A 17,360-nucleotide genomic window follows, 5' to 3' on the forward strand; every position below is an offset into this window, starting at 1 on the left:
GTGTTCTTTCAGACACTCAATGCCTACCAACTGGCATTCAGTTTTTGAAGTTTTAGTCATATCTGTATTTAGAGGACTTTCCATACACCTTCCGGAGCGATTTTTTCAGGCTGACCACCGTTTCTTTGATGATCTTTGCCTCATCGGCAGAGCAATCTGCAAGCTGTTCGGTCATCCAGCTGTCGAACACCGGCTTTGCTTTTTTGATCTCGATGCACAGCAGCTCGTCTGCGGAGCAGTCCAGTGCGTTAATGATGTCGATCAGCGTTTTCAGGCTGGGCACCGAGTTGCCCGTCTCGATATGGCTGATGTGCGTGACCACAACGCCGACCTCATTGGCCAGCTGTTCCTGCGTCATGCCCTTTGCAAGGCGGCAGGCACGGATGCGTTTTCCGATGTCGGCGTAGTCCACCATAGTACAAGCACCCTCCGTTTTGTGAAGTGATACTTGTATTGTATGTGCAATCGACCGGGATTGTAATAACCTGAAAGTGCAGTGGACTTTTAGATACAGTTTTTATTCTATCTCAATATAAATTTTATATCCGTTACAAAACATCTTCCAATGTTGTTCTCTCCTTGAATGCAGTTTCATCGATAATGTTAAATCTCGACCATTTGCATTTATCTAAATAGTAAACCGCAAAGTCGTTATCTCCGCAATCCGCCACCGGAATTATACGGTTGGATTTAAAATCAACATGCAAGTCCTGTTCTGCATTTAGAATCTCTTTATAAGTAAGAGTTCTCACATCATTATCCAGAAAAACAGGTTCTTCTGCATTTGATACAATTTTTTGGAGCAATTCCGGAAGCTTTGCTTCATAAACATTTTGCACCGTTTCAACTTTATCTGAATCAATTTTCATATTTTCTACCAATTTCAAATATTCTGCCACATTCATATTTGTGTTCCTCCTAACGCTTGATCCAATTTACTATATGGACTGCCCAGTGCATGGATGCCTTGTTTATCATAATGAACTTCTGCGTTCAACGGGGTAATATTGCGCGCTTCATTGTTCCCTCCCATACCCAAAGGTTGAATATGGTGAGCATCATAATCACTTCCTGCTTTCCGAATCAAGTTCCCACTTGCAGAGTATATATCTTTCTTATACTTCGGCCACTGCAGACCGTTTATTTTCTCCCATTCTCGCTTTAGCTGAGTCTTATTGTCATTGAACTCCTCTCGCATTTTTGCGTTTTCTTCTGGTGTTCTCTTTTCAAGATTTGACACTTCAAAAGGTTTGTCTGGAATTGTTTCTGCACACTCTGATTTGCTCTTTAAATCTTTAAGATATTCTCCTACAAGCTTTTGAAGATCTTTTTCCGGATTTTCCATTTTTTGCTGTAGTCTTTTCTCATAAGTACTATGAGATTCTAGTTTTTCAAACGACTTTCTCACCGAAGAATCGAGTTTGTTTTCTGCTCTTTCAGTTTTTCCTTCCTGCAAACGCTCGAATGCCTTTCTGACAGAACTATCCAGATAGTTCTCCCGGCTTTTTGTTTCTACCGGCTTTACTTCCGAGATTTCCCGCCTCACAGCACACGACCTCCCTGCTGTTCAAAATTCGTCCTCAAATCTTCTACAGCCTCCGCATCCGGGTTCAGGCTCATGCCCATGCTTATCACGCTGTTCAGCACCCAGTCTGTGGCAGCAGCTTTCAGGCCGTACTGTCCCTGCAGCTGTTCCAGAAATTCCTTACGGGGTGTGAACGATTTTTCGGCTGCGGCACAGTAATCAATGACCGTGCTGATTCCATCAAAGAAATCAAACACAGCTTTCCGGGTCTTAGCCACATCCAGTTCGCCGCCTGCAAAGACCTGTTCCAGGTAGCGGCCGTCCTCCGGCTTCAACATCATCTCATGGCGTTTCAGCCAGAGCTTCAGCTGCTCCATCTCCGAAATGCTCAGCGGTTCCAGCTCTTTGCCCACTGCCAGTTGTCCAAATACAAACTCTGCGTTGATTTCATGCGGCATTTTTGAAGGCTTGTGGTAAACAGCATTTTCCGGCATGGGATACGCCTCAATCTTGCAGAGCACCGCCTCCGGCCACTCGTTCTGGTAAACGGCAGCCACACCCAGCGGCAGCTTGGACAATTCGTCGATCTGTGCCTCCTTCAGGGCGGCAGACTTACCTACCAGCTTGCGATCCTCTTCGTCCGGCAGGCGCAGAATAATTTTGGTGTTCGTGTTGCGGATGACCGACACATCCAGCAGTCCGGGTGCCTGGTCTGCAATGATAAACCCCTCACCATAAGTACGCATTTCCGCAATAGCATTTGCCAGCATTTCCACCGACTTGCCCTGCAAATTTGCACCTTCCTGCGACTGTTCCGCCGAGGTCTTGCGCAACAGGTTGTGCGCTTCTTCCAGCACTGTGACATGGCGCAGCCTGCTGTTCATCCCGCTGCTGCACATCCGGTATTCCTGTAACTTCATCACCAAGATGCCCATCAGCAGCGATTTCGTCTCCATAGAGCCCACTCGGCTCAAATCCACAATAACATTGCGGTCAAACAGCGCTTCGTCCGTCAGCGCATCTTCTGCGCAAAGCACACTTCCATAAATACCGTTTGTCAACGACTTTACGCGGGTGCACAATGCGCCCACATAATCGCTTTGGGTATCCTTGGAATAATGCGACTCTTCAATGACGCCCGGCAGAATATCCAGCAGGTCAAAGAAGGTTGGGAAAACTCCCTTCTCGCTCTCAGAATTGCGCAGATCCCAACCTACTTTCTGATAGCTGCGCTCAATAGCATCCTTCAGCACCGCTGGCATGGCTGCATACATCGGCCAGCAGGCGTTGAATATCTCCACCAGACGGTCAATATGTTCCAGAATATGGATATTCTCAGGGAATGCAAAGGGGTTCATGCGCAGCAGCGGCGTTTCTCTGGGGTTTGTACCAAACACCTGCACATCTGTACAATTGCCGAACACGTTCTTGTATTCGCCCTTGGCCGGTTCCACCACAAGAAACGTCGTTTGTCCGTTCTTTGTGATCTCATCCAGCAGATGGTAGACCGCATTGGATTTGCCTGTGCCGGTCGAGCCAGTGATGAATGTGTGGGAAGCCATCGCCTGCCGGTTCAAGAGCAGTCCTGCCGCTTCCTCTTTACCCATGTGGTAAATCTTGCCCAGATTCATCTTGTCCTCATCCGGCATCGCCTCATCCGGCACATTGCGGCCAAACTCCGCGTGCTCAATAATCGGCAAACCATGCACTGAGCGGGTGGGCAAACCAAGGTGCATCGGCAGTTCCCGCCCGCTGACCAGCGTACCTGCCGTGTAAAACAGACTGTCAGCTTCATTCTCCCAGAGCTGGCGTGCAAAGACAGGGTGTGTAAACCGTTTGAGATATTCTCGCATAGCAGTTACACTTGCACGGTCCTGCCAAAGATTGACCGCACCGCTTTCCACAGAAGAGCCTTCTCCAATCATCAGCGAACGATATGTATTAGCTGCAAGAAGAGCCTTGCTGGGGCGAGAGGACAAAAAATAAGCCGCACAACTGTAACAGCCGTAATCTTCACTTTCTTTGGTACGCTTGATTTGCTCGTCAATTCGTGTCAGCAGTTCTTCCACCGCCTTGTTGCAGACTTCTATCTGCTGCGTCCGCACAGTGCTGTGCGTATCCGTCGTCCCGTTGGAATGCTGTTCATTGGTGCTGTGCGCATTGCTGCGTTCCACCGTAGAGCTGTCTGTGTGCGCCGTGTTGTATCCCCGGCTCATCCCAAAGCCCATCGACTTTCCGATGCTCCGTGCCGTACTCCATGCAGTCCCATTTGTTTCATGTCCAGCCACCATAGGCACCACAGCGCCAAACAGCGGTCCAGCCTTTACCGCCGCACCAACTGTACTCGCCGCCGACACGATGGCTGCTCCGGCAGGCGGGAAGACTGCCGATGCCGCCACTGCTCCAAGCGCAAGGATACTCGCACCAGCCGCAACGCCGACCATCGTTCTTTTGCTCGGCAACCGAAGCCGTGTGACCGCGTGCGACTGTCCTATCGTATTCGTCGTTCCTTGGTTCATTCCAGCGTTAAAGTTAAATCCCGTGTTTCGGCCTTGTTCATCGCTGAAACCACTGCTCGTTCCGTCCGTTACCGTATCCGATGTGCCAGAGCAGAACGTCTCCATGACCGCATGGCTTTCGTTTTCTGTATAAGACCACGTTGTTTTGCGGAACGGAGACAACGCGCTATACAGTTCCTCATATCCATTTCGGATGCCAGCCTGTGTTTCTTCTGTAACTGGCTCTGCCAGAAATAACGCTGTATAAGCATCGCCATCCATTGCATCGATAAAACGCTCAATGCCCTGAATAAATGCTTTGTCCTCCGTCTTGGATTTATCTCGCAATGCCGCAACGCAGGAGACAGAAGCGATTGCCGATTGTGCCGAACCGAAAGAACCGTTATCGTCTTCCAGCAGCGCGTCAATTTCTTCCTGATGGAGTTCCTGTACTTCCGAACCGGGGAAGTTACTCTTCATCCCTTTTTCCAGCGCATCACCGGAAATTGCAAGGTCGCGGTTATCGATGCTCTGCCTGCCCGGATTCTGCCGCACCCCCAAATAAATATCTGCCGGTGCACCATCTGCCGGAACATCGATCATCACAGCCAGACTGCAACCAAGGGCCATGCTGGAATGATAAACGGTGGAGAGTTTTTGGAGCATATCCTCGCCTTTTTTCAGGGTCAGCTCCTTCATCTGGAACAGCTTGATGCAGGTCTTGACATCCAGCGTTTTCTTCATTTCTTCCGATGGCTCCACCAGCGAATAACTCTGCAATTCCGGCAGATATTTTTTGTACACCAGATGGTCTGCCAGCGTCAGTTGATTTGCAAGTTCTTCCATCGACTGCCTCTGGGAGAGATCCTGATTCGTCATTTGTAAATCGTTCATGTTGGTTTCCTCTTTTGACAGAAAGTCGTTTTATTCAAACATCGCTGCACCCATCACGTTTATATCTTCAACTGCTTTTGTTTGGTTCACCCAATATTTTCAGAAATCCATTTCCAATGCCATGCGCAGTCTTTTACGATTTGATGCTTTTTCTTTTGAGCGTTCAAAGCTTTTGTTCATCTTCAAAATTTCATCCATGGTCGTTTTGGTCTGCTTTCCTGCAAATACGTCCCTTGACATTTGCTTTATGGCTTTGCTCATCCTGCTTGCATCTTCCTTGGCCTCTGCTACTATATAGAGCACATCCGCGCGGTGCTTATCCTTTTCCACACCAATGCCATTCTGGTAGCAATAGGCCACATTGCTGTCTGCCACATAGAAACCATGATCTCCTTCACTCGCTGCCCCAAAATGGGCCAGAGCCTCTTTCCCATCTTTGGGTACACCAATGCCCCTTGCGTAGCAAACGCCAAGATCATTTATTGCCTTCATATATTCCTGCTGTGCTGATTTTTGGTAATACTCTACTGCTTGTTTCACATTTTGGGTCACAGCATTTCCGATAAAAAGACACGTTGCAAAAAGGTACTGTGCCTCAGCATCTCCTTGCTCCGCTGCCTTTTTATAGTACTTGACAGCTTCCGCAGGAAGTTTGTTTACACCCAACCCCTTCATATAGCATTTTCCAAGATTTCTCTGCGCTTCCTTCGAACCGTTCTCTGCCGCCTTTTGGAACAGTTCAAACGCTTTTCTCGTCTCTACCCCCACTCCAATATAATACTCGCCCAATTTATTTTGTGCGTCGGCATTTCCCTGTTCTGCGGCCTTTTCGAGCCATTCCATAGCCTTACTCTTGTCTTCCTCTACACCAATTCCTGCAAAGTAGGAACATCCCAAAAAGAATTGTGCTTCCGCCTTTCCTTGTTCCGCCGCTTTTTTAAACCATTCAAAAGCTTTACGCTCATCTTTTTCTGCTCCGATTCCCTCAGAATAAAAATTTCCCAAAACAACCTGTGCATCTGCATAGTCTTGCTCAGCGGCTTTCTGCACCCAGTAAAGTGCCCGCTTTTCATCTTCTTCAACACCCAAACCATTCAGGTAACAGGCTCCAAGATCATACTGTGCAGCAGCAAAGTCCTGTTCAGCAGATTTTTTGTACCATTCGATTGCCTTCTTTTCATCTTTTTCGACCCCATATCCATTAAGATAGATACCTGCCAAAACATATTGTCCTGCGGGATGGCCTTGCTCCGCAGCTTTTCGGAACCACTTTATTCCTTCTTGCTGAGCAGGGTCGTTCCAATCCGCGTCATCATTTGCTAAGGTCAAACCATATTTAACCTGCGCGTCTGCATTTCCTTGCTTTGCAGCCAGATAGAACCACTTTTTTGCTTCTTCTTCATCCTGCTGAACTCCATCTCCGTCGCTGTACATATCACCTACCACAGACTGTGCATCCGCGTCTCCCTGCTCTGCGGCCTTCTTCATCCATTTGAATGCTTCTGCATGGTCTTGCTCAACACCTTCACCATTGTAATAGCACTCTCCCAGATTAGATTGCGCATTTGCATAGCCTTGTATTGCTGAGTTGTAAAACAGCTCAACTGCTTTCTTCAAGTCTTTTTCAACCCCCTTTCCCGTTTTGTAATCTAACGCTAAATTGCATTGCGCCTTGGGATGGCCTTGTGCCGCTGACTTTGCATACCATTTGGCAGCTTCTTTTACATCTTTTGAGACACCTTCACCGCGATCATAGCGGACACCAAGACGATTTTGCGCATCTGCATTTCCCTGTTCTGCGGCCTTGCGGTACCACTTAGCAGCTTCCACCATATTTTTTTCATTACCTTTGCCTTCTGCGTAACAAAGGCCAAGCCGTAACTGGGCTTCCGCCGAATCATACTTTTCCGCAGCAGCTTTGTATGCCTGAAACGCTCCTTCCTCATCGCAGACCTTTTCACACCGCTGTGCGCTTTCCAAATATACTTGCGCATTGTCCTCTTTGCTCGTCTCTGCAACCATTTCACCAAGACCGTACTGCTGCACACAATAGGCAAACACACTTTTTGGCATATCTGAGCCGTAGAAATAGTAGCTGTATTGGGTATCAGGCCCTGCATTCCGTGTCTGGAGTTTTACTTCTTCGCCAAGACCCTTCCAGCTGGCACGGCCCGAAACAGGCATAAACCATTCTGGAATAGGCTTGTTTTCAATGGCTGTCAACCCTTCCATCTCGCATTTGTCGATACGGATAGATTGCAAAGCATTATCCTGATAGAAAACTTCGACCCGAACCTTGTTCATACAGCAGAACTCCTTTTATTTTTTCATTTCCGATATAATTTTGATGTAATCTCCCTGACTTCTCACCCACATATTGATACCTGTACCGAACACCTCAGCTTCTACGATCCAACCTTTTTCTGTTACCTGCAAAACCTTTGCAGTGGGCAGTCGGTCGAGAACGGATTCCAGACTTGGCCCGGTATACTCGAACCGGATGGTCTGCAACTCGCCGCCGTACATAAACTGGATGCGCTTGCGCATCTCGCCCTCCTGAAAGCGATCGGTATAGCGCTGGGCAAAGTGCCGATCGAGGGTCTTATAGTTCTGGATACGGTCGATGCGGTAAATCGTCGGGGAGTTATCCTGCGGGTTCTGGAAATGCTTATCCTTGTCGATACCCTCGATGAACGCTGCCAGATAGAAATAATACTCACTGAACAGGATGCCCACCGGCTCAATGGTGCGCACACGGGTCTCGCCGTCATGGGTGCGGCAGTAGGTAATTTCCATAACATTGTGATTTTCTACTGCCGTGCCGATCTCCCACAGGCTCTCAATGAACTTCCGGCCGTGCTGCGGCTCAACGTAATGGAAGCGTTCGTTGCTGATGAGGTCTTTCACCTGATTCAACCGGTCCAGCGGGGTGCACACCTGCACCAGCTTGTCCAGAATGGGGAACATTTCCTCCTTGACCATGGAACGGCTCTCCAGCAAAATCTTGCATACCGCCAGAATCTCGCTGCTGGTGAGGAAGCGGGAAAGCGTGTCATCCAGCAGATAGCCGCCCTTTGCGGAGTTGTATAAGATCTCCCGGCGCGGCTCGCTGTCTGCAAAATAGCTACGCAGGGTATCAAGATCGCGCTGGATGGTTTTCTCGCTGACACCGAAGCGGTCAGCCGTCTGCTGTTTATTCAGCACCCCGCCCTGTACAAGCACCTGCTGGATATAGAGTATACGGTCTAATCTACTATTACGCACGGTTCATTCTCCTTCTCTGCTCATTGTAACACAGTGCAACAACAGTCGCAATTCTTTGTGTGAAATTTTGTTGTTTTGTGAAACAGCTATAAAATTTTTGTCTCTTTTGCACAACCCCAGTATACAAAAAAAGATGGACAGCTTGTCTGTCCATCCTCCAAAAAGCCAAGTGCTTTTCTCACAAATTCCATCTGCGGTTCAGCCGGTAGATCACATCCCATACATCATCCTTAAAAGTGTACATTACCTGACGCGGTGATGCACTTCTGCTTGCCATGCAGACAACCAGAAACAGTTCGGCGGCAAATGCCGCGCCCAGCAGAAACATCCATATTTTTTTCATTGTGCACTCTCCTTTGATGGCGTTTATGCCCTTTTGTCTGTCTATTATAACGATCCTGTTGGACAGTTTGCTTGTCCTTTCTGTAAAAGATATTTTCTGCTTTTCCTGTACGTTGCAACACAAAAACCGCCCCGGCTTCCTGTTACGGAAACCGGGGCGGTTCGTTTGTTTTATTTGTGCTTTTTCAAGCGCTCACGCAATTACTTGCGGGGGTTCTTGATAGCAGCCTGCGCCGTACATACCTTGTGTATATAACGATGTACATTTTGAATTAGAGCTGTCCGGGCAGCTCACCGACGCAGGCTGCCCGGAAAAGGGATGGTGTGCCCCTCCTCATCAGCAAAAGGACCAAAGTGTAATTTACTATCCATAGAGCAGGTCGTGTACTTCCTCTGACCGGCTAAATTCAGAAAGGCAACTGTGGGCTGCGGAGAAAAGTCCAAGCACCAGGCAAAGCGGGAATCAGACAGTGGTGTAACCTGTGAAACAAAGAGATCAATGAAATCCTCGCTTACCAGACCGTCATGCATTTCAACTGCCTCGCACAACGCTGCTTCAATGGCTTCCATATCCAGGCGTCCGGGATTGTAGTCCTCTGAAGCAATTTGAGCTTTGCTCTGACGAAGGGCCTCCATCTGCTGCTGAATTTCTATGGTCCGCTGGAGGAACTTATCCTGCTCAATCTCTCCACGGGCACGGACCACAACCAAGTCATCCAGCTGTTGTTGGAGCAACTGAACAGAATCATCTTTCGCTTTCATCAAATCTGCTCGACGATCTGCGTCTGGCTTGTAGCAAGCATCCAGCATTTTGCAGGTCTGGAGGACGATTTCTCTTTGGTCTCCCCATACCCTCTCAAATATTTGGGAGGCCATCAGTTCCAGTTTGCTTTGTCCAACCGGCTTGATCTCACAGATAGGTGTTGGATTGCCTTGTTCATTCTGAAGGCGGATGCGGGGGGTATCATGGTGTCGCTTGCATTCATATCCATAGATAGGCTTTCCTGCATTATTGGTTCTCCAACGATGTCGAAGCATGGGAGAACCACAACGACACCTCATTTTTCTGCCCCACACATTCTGAGCCTGCTGAATACCAAAACTCCGTGTACGGCCTTTCTCATCAGTCAGCCGTTTGGTCCTACTGCGGCGAATGGCGTTACACCGCTCGTACTGTTCCTCCGAGATAATCTGAGGGAAGCCACCTTTTACATAGACAAACTCGCTCTCGTCACGCTTGATTCTCTTTTGCTCCAAATAGTTATTGGAATAGGACTGACAGTAAACTGTGTACCCCAGATAGTTTTTTCGCTTGATGATCTTTGATACTTTTCCGGCATCCCACTTGACCTTACCTACTCCGTTTTTGCGTCCAAGGCGGGTTAGCTCTTTTGCTACTAAGGTTTCTCCCATGCCGGAATCATAGAGGTCAAAAATCATTTTTACAGTTTCCGCCTGATCGGGATCAATTTCAAACTGCTTGGTGAGTTTGTTCCTGGTATATCCGAAAATGTTCCCGTTTCCATAGAGGACTCCTTTTTCGCGGCTGACCCGTTGTCCTGCAAGAGAGCGTTCACTGATTTTGCGGCTCTCTTCCTGTGCCATAGTAGCCATAATGGTCAGCCGCAACTCGCCATCACCGTCAAGAGTCCAAATGTTATCATTCACAAAATAGACTTCAATCCCTATGGCGGCGAGTTGGCGAACACAGACCAATGCATCTACCGTATTTCTGGCAAAGCGGCAGACCTCGCGAGTGACAATCAAATCGAATTTTTGCTGTTTGGCATCCTCCATCATCCGCATAAAGGCATCCCGCTTATAGACCTGAGTTCCGGTAATGCCTTGGTCGATGTAGCGGTTGATAACATTCCATTGAGGATGAAATCGAGCAACATCATCATACCACTGCATCTGATTTTGCAAGGCTTTGACCTGGGCCTCGTGTTCTGTTGAGGCACGGCCATATATGACTGCCCGACAGGGTTTGTCCCGAAAAGATCGAGATAATGAGTACGGAGACATATTGTACATAGCATCTTCCTCCTTTAGTGTTCCTGATTTCTTCTGACAAAACGAGAATACTCAAAAAATCTTTAATCTGCAATGATATGGACACTGGGCTGACATCCTTGACAACCCAGCGCAAAAAAACTACTTGTTCTGATAGGTTCGTTTCACATTAAAATAGGTTGCTTCGTTGATAAGTCCCTTCTTGTAGAGCATATCAATCAGCTTTAAGCACACATAAGTGCGGTCAATAATTGTTTCATTCATGGCTCATATCCTCCGGTAAGTGATGCTGTTGTGGTAATGCTGCAAGCCGGATCTTTTGAAGTGTCAACGCCGTAAGGCTGGATAATGTATAGTATTCGACGGGGCTGAGCGCAGACGCCTTGTTGTCCGCCGCGCGAGCTGCCATTGTATCAATACTGCGGCGAAGTTTAGCCAATTCATCAATCAGAGCTACATAGTCTGCTGGAGGGAGTTCAACAGGACGAACTCCTTTAATTAAACTGCGGATATATGCGCCTCTGGATGACGCACCTACACGACGAACTTGATTATCCAGGTCCGCCAAATCATCTTCCGTGAATCGTACATAGGCTATTTTGGTTGCACAGACATCTTTCTTGTTCATAACCTCGCCTCATTTCCTGAATGGTGGCGTGTCGATTTACGAGGAGTAATGATATAGTCATACCCATTGCGGACCCCACAATAAGTACAGGTATCTTTTACAAGTTGATAGCGATCCACACGCTGAATCCTTATGGTTGGCACATTATAAAAAGCATTGGCACAAGTTGCACACAGGCAAATCATCTGCGGCCTCTGTTGCCGATTTTCAGTTTCTTGTTTCATGGCCTGTTCGCTCCTATTACTGTTAATTTAGAGACTGAGGGACCCAATACCCTTCCCTGGCATTTGTGCCTCTCACTTGTAGGCCACGGCAGAGGCCGTTTGTTGCACAGATTACGAAATTTAATTCAAAAAGTAGCATAGCCCTGCCAAAATGGCAGGGCTGTGCTTTCGATGGTTTGTTGCTTAAGGATTATAGTGCATCATGGCATCCTGTATCTTCTTAATTTTTCTGCATATTGAGGACCGATTGACCCCTTGCTTACGAGCAATTTCTGCGGCAGAAAAACCCTCACACAAAAGGCGAGCAATTTGTTCCAGGTCTTTGGGAAGTGAAGTGAGAAAATCTTCTACTTCCAATTCAAGCTGCACGCGTTCCATATCATCACCTGTATAGTACCCTCCCATTCCTTCGGGGTCCTGAGCATCCAAAGAACAGTGACGGCGTGTTTGTGTGTGTTGATTATTGTATTCCAAGCGATCCAGTTCTCGCAATTCGGCAATCCAAGCTCCATTGACACAGGAAGTATCGTCTGCTCCTAAAACCAGCGTAGAACGCGATCCATCTGCAAAGTAGTAGACATAGGTATCGTGTCTTTGGGGAGAGTTCGTATGAACCACATCTTGATTGATAGTTCCTAATTCTTGGCGATGTGTTTTATAACGAGCTTGTGAGCACTCGGTAATAACTCTTTCGTTGTGACCATCAACATTTTCGGTTGTCTCAATAAAAAAGCGCCCAGTAAAGCAACCATTGCGGCGTGCCTTACTGAACGCTGAAAAACTGATTTCCTCCCATTCCTGTGGGCTGTTATTTTTCCAAATGAATACTCTTGTCATATCCTTTCCTCCGTTCAAATTCTTGGTAGTCAGTGAATTTGAACGGTGTCATGGATATTTTGCTATGTACGCCTCCCAGCGCATACCGGCCTCCTAATACCGGGCAAAGAAAAAGGCCGGAAGTGTTTTCACCTCCAGCCATGTTCCTGCCGCCATATTACAGCAGGAATGAAAAAAGCCCGGTTAATGCCGGGCCTTATGTAGAAAAGTATTCAATTTAGCGCATTCCTGCCACTATACCAAGTATAGCAGGTCGGAAGTCGGAAGGGAGTAGGGATTAGGTCGGGGATTTGTCGGAATTTAGTCGGGATTTAGTCGGGGCAGTTCCTCTAGGACTTCTGGAATAGAATATCCAAACAAGCAAACAGAAAATAAATAGATAGCTTCTCGTTTTCGGTCATAAAAGACACTGCGCTCTATATTTAGTTCTTCCAGCAATTCTTTCTCTGTACTGTTGAACCGATAGATGAATTGCTTAGTCAAAATTTCATAGTAAAGTTCTCCTCGATCTGGATACCGTTTCAGACGAAGGAGCGCACGGTCAATAATATTGACCAGCATTTGATTTTGAACAAGGCAGCACACTTTTTCTTCAAAGGCTTGTAGTTCAATATCTGGTGCAAAATTTTCAAGATAGCAGAGACCAGACTCTATATCTTGTTCTCCCATAATCCAAGCAGTTTCTTGCAATTCTTCTGCCCGTTCACTCAGAACCCAGACTACATCCCGGTAAATCTTTAGAATCAGCCTGCTTCTATGAAACGCAGCGTCGCTGTTAAGCCCTAAAGCTGTTAGTCTGCTGTTACATTTTTGAATTGTTGTGCTTTCTTTCCTCATAGAATATTCCTCCTTGTTCGCAATATTGCGAACATATTAGGTACAAAATAGCATAGCGGAGGAGATAGAGAGAGGGGAGAACCTCTCTCTATTCCCGCTCTTTGGTTATATCAGGTTCCTGGATTTTAGACGAATCTGCATTGCTTGCTTGGAAACCTCAAAAATGTTTGCCATTTCAGCAATGAGCTGTTCATCTGTCCGACCCATTCTAAGTCGGTAAAAACATTTTTTGATCTGCGGTAAAGGCATCAGCAGAGCAGAAGCCAGAGTATCTGCCTGGCGCTCAATTATGCCATGACTTTCATCGGAAGAAACATTTCCGTTATATGCAGCAACATCTCCTGTACCGGAGTACAACTTCTTATGTAGTACCCAATGAGCCAGCTCATGGGCACAGGTAAAACGGAGCCGCCCTAATTTTGATGGATCACAAAGCCGTTCATCAATTAAGATTGTACCGGCTCTTACTGCAATCATTCGATACTGTCTCTGTATCTGGTCATATAAAACAACGGCACCGTCATCGAAAATTGTTTCCCCTAATATCTTAGGGTTTTTTCTTAGTGTATGAAACTCCAGGATTAGATCAAACTTTGTCTCGATAATGGTTTCGATTGGCACAGGACATGGTTGCCCGGATAGCAGAGAGGAATCATATTCCATCAAGATTTTTCGCCCTACCGCTTCGATTGCTTCTGTACGGATTTGTGGAATTGACAAAGCTCTCCCCCCTATCGTTTACGCTCCTTTAGCATTTTCATAAATGTCTGCCATTCTTCATCGGTAGCGTCTACTTCTTTTGCCACACGCAAGGCTGCCCGAACAATATCTTTTTCCATGATATAGTCTGGCAAATCAGCAGATACTGTATTGCGTGATTTTGCAGCCAGATCCAAAAGCAACTCATGTTCTGATTTATCCAAATTCAGAAAGGCGGAGATGCGTTCCACAAAATCTCCATTGGGTGCAGGACGGCGGCTCTGTTCAATGTCACACAGATAGCCGTAAGCAATATTCAAATGCTTGGCTGTATCGCGTAAATTGAATTTGTGCGCCTTGCGTTTCTCGGCTATAAATGATCCAAAAGTTATATTGCCCACAGCATTCACCTCTCATTTGTTCGACGAACTGCGAACATCTTGCTTATATTGTATATCGAACATCCGTTCACTTCAAGGACAAAAATTCCATTTGAAAAGAGGTGTTAAAAATCAATAACACCTCTTTTGCACTATATAAATTCCTGAGCGATTTGCTGCATTTCCGTAATGCACTCTTTGGGAGAGAGAATTTTTATTTTCCCCTTGAATTTGAATATCCAGCCATAAAAAGTTCCACTGGGGTTTACTTCAATTCTTGCTGTGAAGTGTGCGTCATCATATTTCTCAACAGGTACATCTTCTCCATAATGGTCTATGATTACACGCATCAGTTCGTTTTCACATACCAGGGTTACTTCTTTCGATGACTCTGAGGTAAACATATCCACCATTTTGTTTGTATAGGAGGCTACATCAAATCCCTCTATCGGTATAAAGCAAGTTTCAAGGGTTTCTACGCCTGTTAGCCGATCTACACGGAAGTGAGCAATTTTCTGATGCTTCAGAGAAAATCCAATCAGATAATAGTGGTCATTTTTCCATTCAAGCGCATAAGGGTTTACGACATAATAATATCCATCATGCTTCAAGATTTTCTTTTTTTCCTGAGTATATTCATAGTATTGGAACCGAATTTGCTGATGGTTTCCAATCGCTGTTTGGATATTATCAATGATATAGTAAACCTTTTCATTATGCGGTTTGACACGGCTGGATAAAGCAGCAAATTTTTGAAGTTGCTCTGCCTGATGTGTGCTGGTCAGGCGGCATAATTTCTGTACCAGTTCCTCAGATTTCTTGGCAGAAATGATCTTCGAGGATGCTACTGCGTCTGTCAGCATTTTCAGTTCTGGATACTCAAACAGGCGGCTTCCCATAAAATATTGGTTTTGGGTACTCTTGACCACCACAATATCAATTCCTGCATCGATCAGCGCATTGGTATCCGCGCAAACAGTCTGCCGCACTGCCAGAATTCCTTTTCCATTCAGATGGGCAATGATGTCAGATACTGTGGCGGGATGGTTTTCATCGGTCCGCTCATAGAGAAACCGGAGTAATTCCAGTATCCGCATATTTGTTGAATTCTGCATACTTCACCTCCTCGATTCTTAAAATGGCCTATTTTGTGTGGTGTCCAGCCCCAAAGACCAGAAGCAGGGCAACAAGACAGAGAAGCAGGCCAATCCAATTTCGATCCATAATCAGCTTGATTACCGCCACAAGCAGCAGTCCGCCCACCAGGAGCACAACGCCGTTCATTCAGCGTCCTCCCGAGGCATATTTCCCCATGTGGATGTCCAGCACCCCTCTGGGCGGCTGGATCAGAGCGTCCTCATACTGGCACTTCCACTGAATCTCCCGGCACATCTGGCCATCCGCCACGCCGTCTATGGTTTCCCCATCCTGAATGGGGTTATCATGCTCCAATATGTACGATGCCACATTGTAGGCGTGGTTTACCACCCAGTTGGGGTCCATGTCGTGGAAGTGGTACTGGAGGTCGGGCAGGAACAGGGTGCTCATGCCCACCGTGTCGATGAGCATATCTTCGGTACCCTCAATGTTAAAGAAGCGGACATTGACGCCAAAGCGGATGAAGCGGTCCGAGCCTTCGATCTGATGGGAACGCACATCCTCCGCCAGAAACAGCTTGCCGCAGTTCTGGAAATAGAATGCTTCGCATGAGGGGTACAGCTCCGCCAGAGCCTCCAAGAAGTCGATGTCCAGATTGGCACGCTCCAGTGCCGGAAGCGCCGCCGTCAGCATATCGGTAGCTACCACCTGATATTTGCACTCCCGGAAGATCCGCTCCCGGTCCTCCTGGCAGTCCCACATCTGGCTCATCAAAAAGGCATCGAAGCCTTTGCCCTTGAACTTGTCGCATTTCATCACCATCAGCTGCACCGGGCATTTTCCGTCCTTGAACTCTGCAATATGCTCCTGTGCGGCAAAGCCGGCCATTTTCTTATCATAACAGAAGCACTCTGTTGATCCGATGTGCTTCTCCATTATGGCAGTCATTTTTTCTTTATCCGGCATTTCTACCGGTTCTTTGAACAGCATCTGAATGAGATAGGGGCCTCCGGGCTGGGGGCCTTTTTTGTCATCCAGGTTTTGCTGGAACACTTTATTGCTCATACTTATTCCTCACTTTTCCTGATGGCATCTTCGATCTGTCTGCTGACGGTGTCCATATAAAGATACACCCCATCCCGATCACAGTGGTACAGGTTTGAGTAGCTTGTACTCTCATTAGGGCGGATAGGGTTAGGCTCCACCACCTCGGTAGCTTCCAGCAGACCGACACTCAGTTCAGCCGCGGCAGTGAGGGCCTTTTTCAGCACAGCAAGCTGTCCGTTGCTCCAAATCCTCTCCAGATCTTCACACACTTTGGGGTCCTGCTCCAGATTACGGAGAAGTTGCACAACCTGCTTCGGAGACAGGTAGACACCGGCGCAGTAGTTTTCAATGATCTGATTTTCTGCCGGATTTGGAAAAGCTGTTGGCACCACCTGTTCCCATGAGGTAAAGTAGCGCGCATATTCTGGCTTCTCCTCTATCAAAAAGGAAAAACCGCTCCCTCTAGTGTAATAGTAATCCCGGAAAAAGCCCTGGATCACCGCAATATAAAAGCCGTGGCTCTTGTCAAACAATTCATCCGGCTCTGTCCCCGCACCGACCCGCAAGGTATCCAGATATTTTTCCGCATAGAAATCCTCTATCCCATTCTGTGCGGCAAGAGCCAGCACCTTTTCTTCCTGCCCCTGCTGGACCCAGGAAAGCGGGGTAAAATACCATTCCTGCATTTCTTCTGGGGAAATCGGGTGAAAACTCACATCGTATCCCATAAAATCCTCCTTTCACTCACACTCAGGCGATTCCTCTAATGAACCGATTATTTCCTGTAGTTCAAAAAGCGCATCTTCTGCCTGGCGGCCTGTTTCCTCGCCCCAAAACCGATTTCCCCCAGCTAACTGATCAATTAGATTAAATATGGCGACTGCGTCAGGGATGGGGATAGCTCCCGCTGCCTTCCATGCTGGTTGATTTTCAAGAAGATAGGCTTTTATTTTTCCAAACAACTGCACCTGAAATGTGTTATTACAACGCAGTTCCACAAGAAATCCATTTTCGCCATAAACTATATCTGAAAAATTTGTATTCAAATATTCCTTCATAGACATATCCTTCTGC

The 17,360-nt window shown here is 47.0% G+C and carries 19 protein-coding genes; all 19 read right to left on the reverse strand.

The window, feature by feature from the left end; genetic code table 11:
- Window positions 1–52: 52 nt before the first annotated feature.
- The 19 genes from MTP43_RS11695 to MTP43_RS11785 all read right to left on the reverse strand — a co-directional run bounded on the left by MTP43_RS11695 (window position 53) and on the right by MTP43_RS11785 (window position 17,344).
- Window positions 53–415 (reverse strand): helix-turn-helix domain-containing protein, encoded by a 363-nt coding sequence (locus MTP43_RS11695; protein WP_015537470.1) that lies wholly within the window; start codon window positions 413–415, stop codon window positions 53–55.
- A 133-nt stretch (window positions 416–548) separates the two neighbouring features.
- Entirely contained in the window at window positions 549–905 is a 357-nt protein-coding gene (locus MTP43_RS11700) for a hypothetical protein (RefSeq protein WP_249234834.1), read from the reverse strand.
- Complete coding sequence (locus tag MTP43_RS11705) at window positions 902–1,546, reverse strand: HNH endonuclease signature motif containing protein (protein ID WP_249234835.1); 645 nt, start codon at window positions 1,544–1,546, stop codon at window positions 902–904. The genes MTP43_RS11700 and MTP43_RS11705 overlap by 4 nt, the downstream gene beginning before the upstream one ends.
- A complete protein-coding gene (locus tag MTP43_RS11710) occupies window positions 1,543–4,917 on the reverse strand; it encodes an ATP-binding protein (protein WP_249234836.1) in 3,375 nt (1,124 codons plus the stop codon). Before MTP43_RS11710 ends, MTP43_RS11705 begins: the two co-directional genes overlap by 4 nt.
- A gap of 99 nt (window positions 4,918–5,016) precedes the next feature.
- On the reverse strand, window positions 5,017–7,221 hold the full coding sequence (locus tag MTP43_RS11715) for an SEL1-like repeat protein (RefSeq protein ID WP_015537468.1): 2,205 nt from the start codon (window positions 7,219–7,221) through the stop codon (window positions 5,017–5,019).
- 15 nt (window positions 7,222–7,236) lie between these two features.
- Window positions 7,237–8,181, reverse strand: a complete 945-nt coding sequence (locus MTP43_RS11720) for a helix-turn-helix transcriptional regulator (RefSeq protein ID WP_113620797.1) — start codon at window positions 8,179–8,181, stop codon at window positions 7,237–7,239.
- A gap of 178 nt (window positions 8,182–8,359) precedes the next feature.
- Window positions 8,360–8,524 (reverse strand): hypothetical protein, encoded by a 165-nt coding sequence (locus MTP43_RS11725; protein ID WP_015537467.1) that lies wholly within the window; start codon window positions 8,522–8,524, stop codon window positions 8,360–8,362.
- Window positions 8,525–8,814: 290 nt separating this feature from the next.
- A complete protein-coding gene (locus tag MTP43_RS11730) occupies window positions 8,815–10,557 on the reverse strand; it encodes a recombinase family protein (RefSeq protein WP_154250681.1) in 1,743 nt (580 codons plus the stop codon).
- 235 nt (window positions 10,558–10,792) lie between these two features.
- Window positions 10,793–11,164, reverse strand: a complete 372-nt coding sequence (locus MTP43_RS11735; protein WP_057571413.1) for a hypothetical protein — start codon at window positions 11,162–11,164, stop codon at window positions 10,793–10,795.
- On the reverse strand, window positions 11,161–11,388 hold the full coding sequence (locus tag MTP43_RS11740) for a hypothetical protein (protein WP_205504737.1): 228 nt from the start codon (window positions 11,386–11,388) through the stop codon (window positions 11,161–11,163). The genes MTP43_RS11735 and MTP43_RS11740 overlap by 4 nt, the downstream gene beginning before the upstream one ends.
- A gap of 183 nt (window positions 11,389–11,571) precedes the next feature.
- The gene (locus MTP43_RS11745; RefSeq protein ID WP_057571414.1) at window positions 11,572–12,225 is read right to left on the reverse strand and encodes a helix-turn-helix domain containing protein; all 654 of its coding nucleotides are present in this window, start codon (window positions 12,223–12,225) and stop codon (window positions 11,572–11,574) included.
- A gap of 300 nt (window positions 12,226–12,525) precedes the next feature.
- Window positions 12,526–13,062 (reverse strand): hypothetical protein, encoded by a 537-nt coding sequence (locus tag MTP43_RS11750; RefSeq protein ID WP_057571415.1) that lies wholly within the window; start codon window positions 13,060–13,062, stop codon window positions 12,526–12,528.
- 105 nt (window positions 13,063–13,167) lie between these two features.
- Window positions 13,168–13,725: an ImmA/IrrE family metallo-endopeptidase gene (locus MTP43_RS11755; protein ID WP_442900605.1), complete on the reverse strand. Its 558-nt coding sequence runs from the start codon at window positions 13,723–13,725 to the stop codon at window positions 13,168–13,170.
- Between the two features lie 68 nt (window positions 13,726–13,793).
- The gene (locus tag MTP43_RS11760; RefSeq protein ID WP_002569119.1) at window positions 13,794–14,162 is read right to left on the reverse strand and encodes a helix-turn-helix domain-containing protein; all 369 of its coding nucleotides are present in this window, start codon (window positions 14,160–14,162) and stop codon (window positions 13,794–13,796) included.
- 131 nt (window positions 14,163–14,293) lie between these two features.
- Window positions 14,294–15,256: a helix-turn-helix transcriptional regulator gene (locus tag MTP43_RS11765; protein WP_249234838.1), complete on the reverse strand. Its 963-nt coding sequence runs from the start codon at window positions 15,254–15,256 to the stop codon at window positions 14,294–14,296.
- A 28-nt stretch (window positions 15,257–15,284) separates the two neighbouring features.
- Entirely contained in the window at window positions 15,285–15,425 is a 141-nt protein-coding gene (locus MTP43_RS11770) for a hypothetical protein (protein WP_177960146.1), read from the reverse strand.
- Window positions 15,426–16,304 carry a DUF4261 domain-containing protein gene (locus MTP43_RS11775; RefSeq protein WP_249234839.1) on the reverse strand — a complete coding sequence of 293 codons (879 nt, stop codon included), beginning with the start codon at window positions 16,302–16,304 and terminating at the stop codon, window positions 15,426–15,428.
- A 2-nt stretch (window positions 16,305–16,306) separates the two neighbouring features.
- Window positions 16,307–17,014 carry a hypothetical protein gene (locus MTP43_RS11780; RefSeq protein WP_118562865.1) on the reverse strand — a complete coding sequence of 236 codons (708 nt, stop codon included), beginning with the start codon at window positions 17,012–17,014 and terminating at the stop codon, window positions 16,307–16,309.
- Between the two features lie 12 nt (window positions 17,015–17,026).
- Window positions 17,027–17,344 carry a hypothetical protein gene (locus tag MTP43_RS11785; protein ID WP_117929925.1) on the reverse strand — a complete coding sequence of 106 codons (318 nt, stop codon included), beginning with the start codon at window positions 17,342–17,344 and terminating at the stop codon, window positions 17,027–17,029.
- Window positions 17,345–17,360: the final 16 nt, after the last annotated feature.

This window comes from Faecalibacterium sp. IP-1-18 (assembly GCF_023347355.1).
Lineage (GTDB): Bacteria > Bacillota > Clostridia > Oscillospirales > Ruminococcaceae > Faecalibacterium > Faecalibacterium prausnitzii.

Excerpts from the sequence above, each read along its gene's own strand:
- MTP43_RS11780 (WP_118562865.1), bottom strand. The coding sequence starts at position 17,014 with ATGGGATACGATGTGAGTTTTCACCCGATTTCCCCAGAAGAAATGCAG.
- MTP43_RS11710 (WP_249234836.1), bottom strand. The coding sequence starts at position 4,917 with ATGAACGATTTACAAATGACGAATCAGGATCTCTCCCAGAGGCAGTCG.
- MTP43_RS11750 (WP_057571415.1), bottom strand. The coding sequence starts at position 13,062 with ATGAGGAAAGAAAGCACAACAATTCAAAAATGTAACAGCAGACTAACA.
- MTP43_RS11770 (WP_177960146.1), bottom strand. The coding sequence starts at position 15,425 with ATGAACGGCGTTGTGCTCCTGGTGGGCGGACTGCTGCTTGTGGCGGTA.
- MTP43_RS11730 (WP_154250681.1), bottom strand. The coding sequence starts at position 10,557 with ATGTACAATATGTCTCCGTACTCATTATCTCGATCTTTTCGGGACAAA.
- MTP43_RS11715 (WP_015537468.1), bottom strand. The coding sequence starts at position 7,221 with ATGAACAAGGTTCGGGTCGAAGTTTTCTATCAGGATAATGCTTTGCAA.
- MTP43_RS11695 (WP_015537470.1), bottom strand. The coding sequence starts at position 415 with ATGGTGGACTACGCCGACATCGGAAAACGCATCCGTGCCTGCCGCCTT.
- MTP43_RS11755 (WP_442900605.1), bottom strand. The coding sequence starts at position 13,725 with ATGGAATATGATTCCTCTCTGCTATCCGGGCAACCATGTCCTGTGCCA.
- MTP43_RS11775 (WP_249234839.1), bottom strand. The coding sequence starts at position 16,304 with ATGAGCAATAAAGTGTTCCAGCAAAACCTGGATGACAAAAAAGGCCCC.
- MTP43_RS11735 (WP_057571413.1), bottom strand. The coding sequence starts at position 11,164 with ATGAACAAGAAAGATGTCTGTGCAACCAAAATAGCCTATGTACGATTC.
- MTP43_RS11700 (WP_249234834.1), bottom strand. The coding sequence starts at position 905 with ATGAATGTGGCAGAATATTTGAAATTGGTAGAAAATATGAAAATTGAT.
- MTP43_RS11725 (WP_015537467.1), bottom strand. The coding sequence starts at position 8,524 with ATGAAAAAAATATGGATGTTTCTGCTGGGCGCGGCATTTGCCGCCGAA.
- MTP43_RS11740 (WP_205504737.1), bottom strand. The coding sequence starts at position 11,388 with ATGAAACAAGAAACTGAAAATCGGCAACAGAGGCCGCAGATGATTTGC.
- MTP43_RS11745 (WP_057571414.1), bottom strand. The coding sequence starts at position 12,225 with ATGACAAGAGTATTCATTTGGAAAAATAACAGCCCACAGGAATGGGAG.
- MTP43_RS11765 (WP_249234838.1), bottom strand. The coding sequence starts at position 15,256 with ATGCAGAATTCAACAAATATGCGGATACTGGAATTACTCCGGTTTCTC.
- MTP43_RS11785 (WP_117929925.1), bottom strand. The coding sequence starts at position 17,344 with ATGAAGGAATATTTGAATACAAATTTTTCAGATATAGTTTATGGCGAA.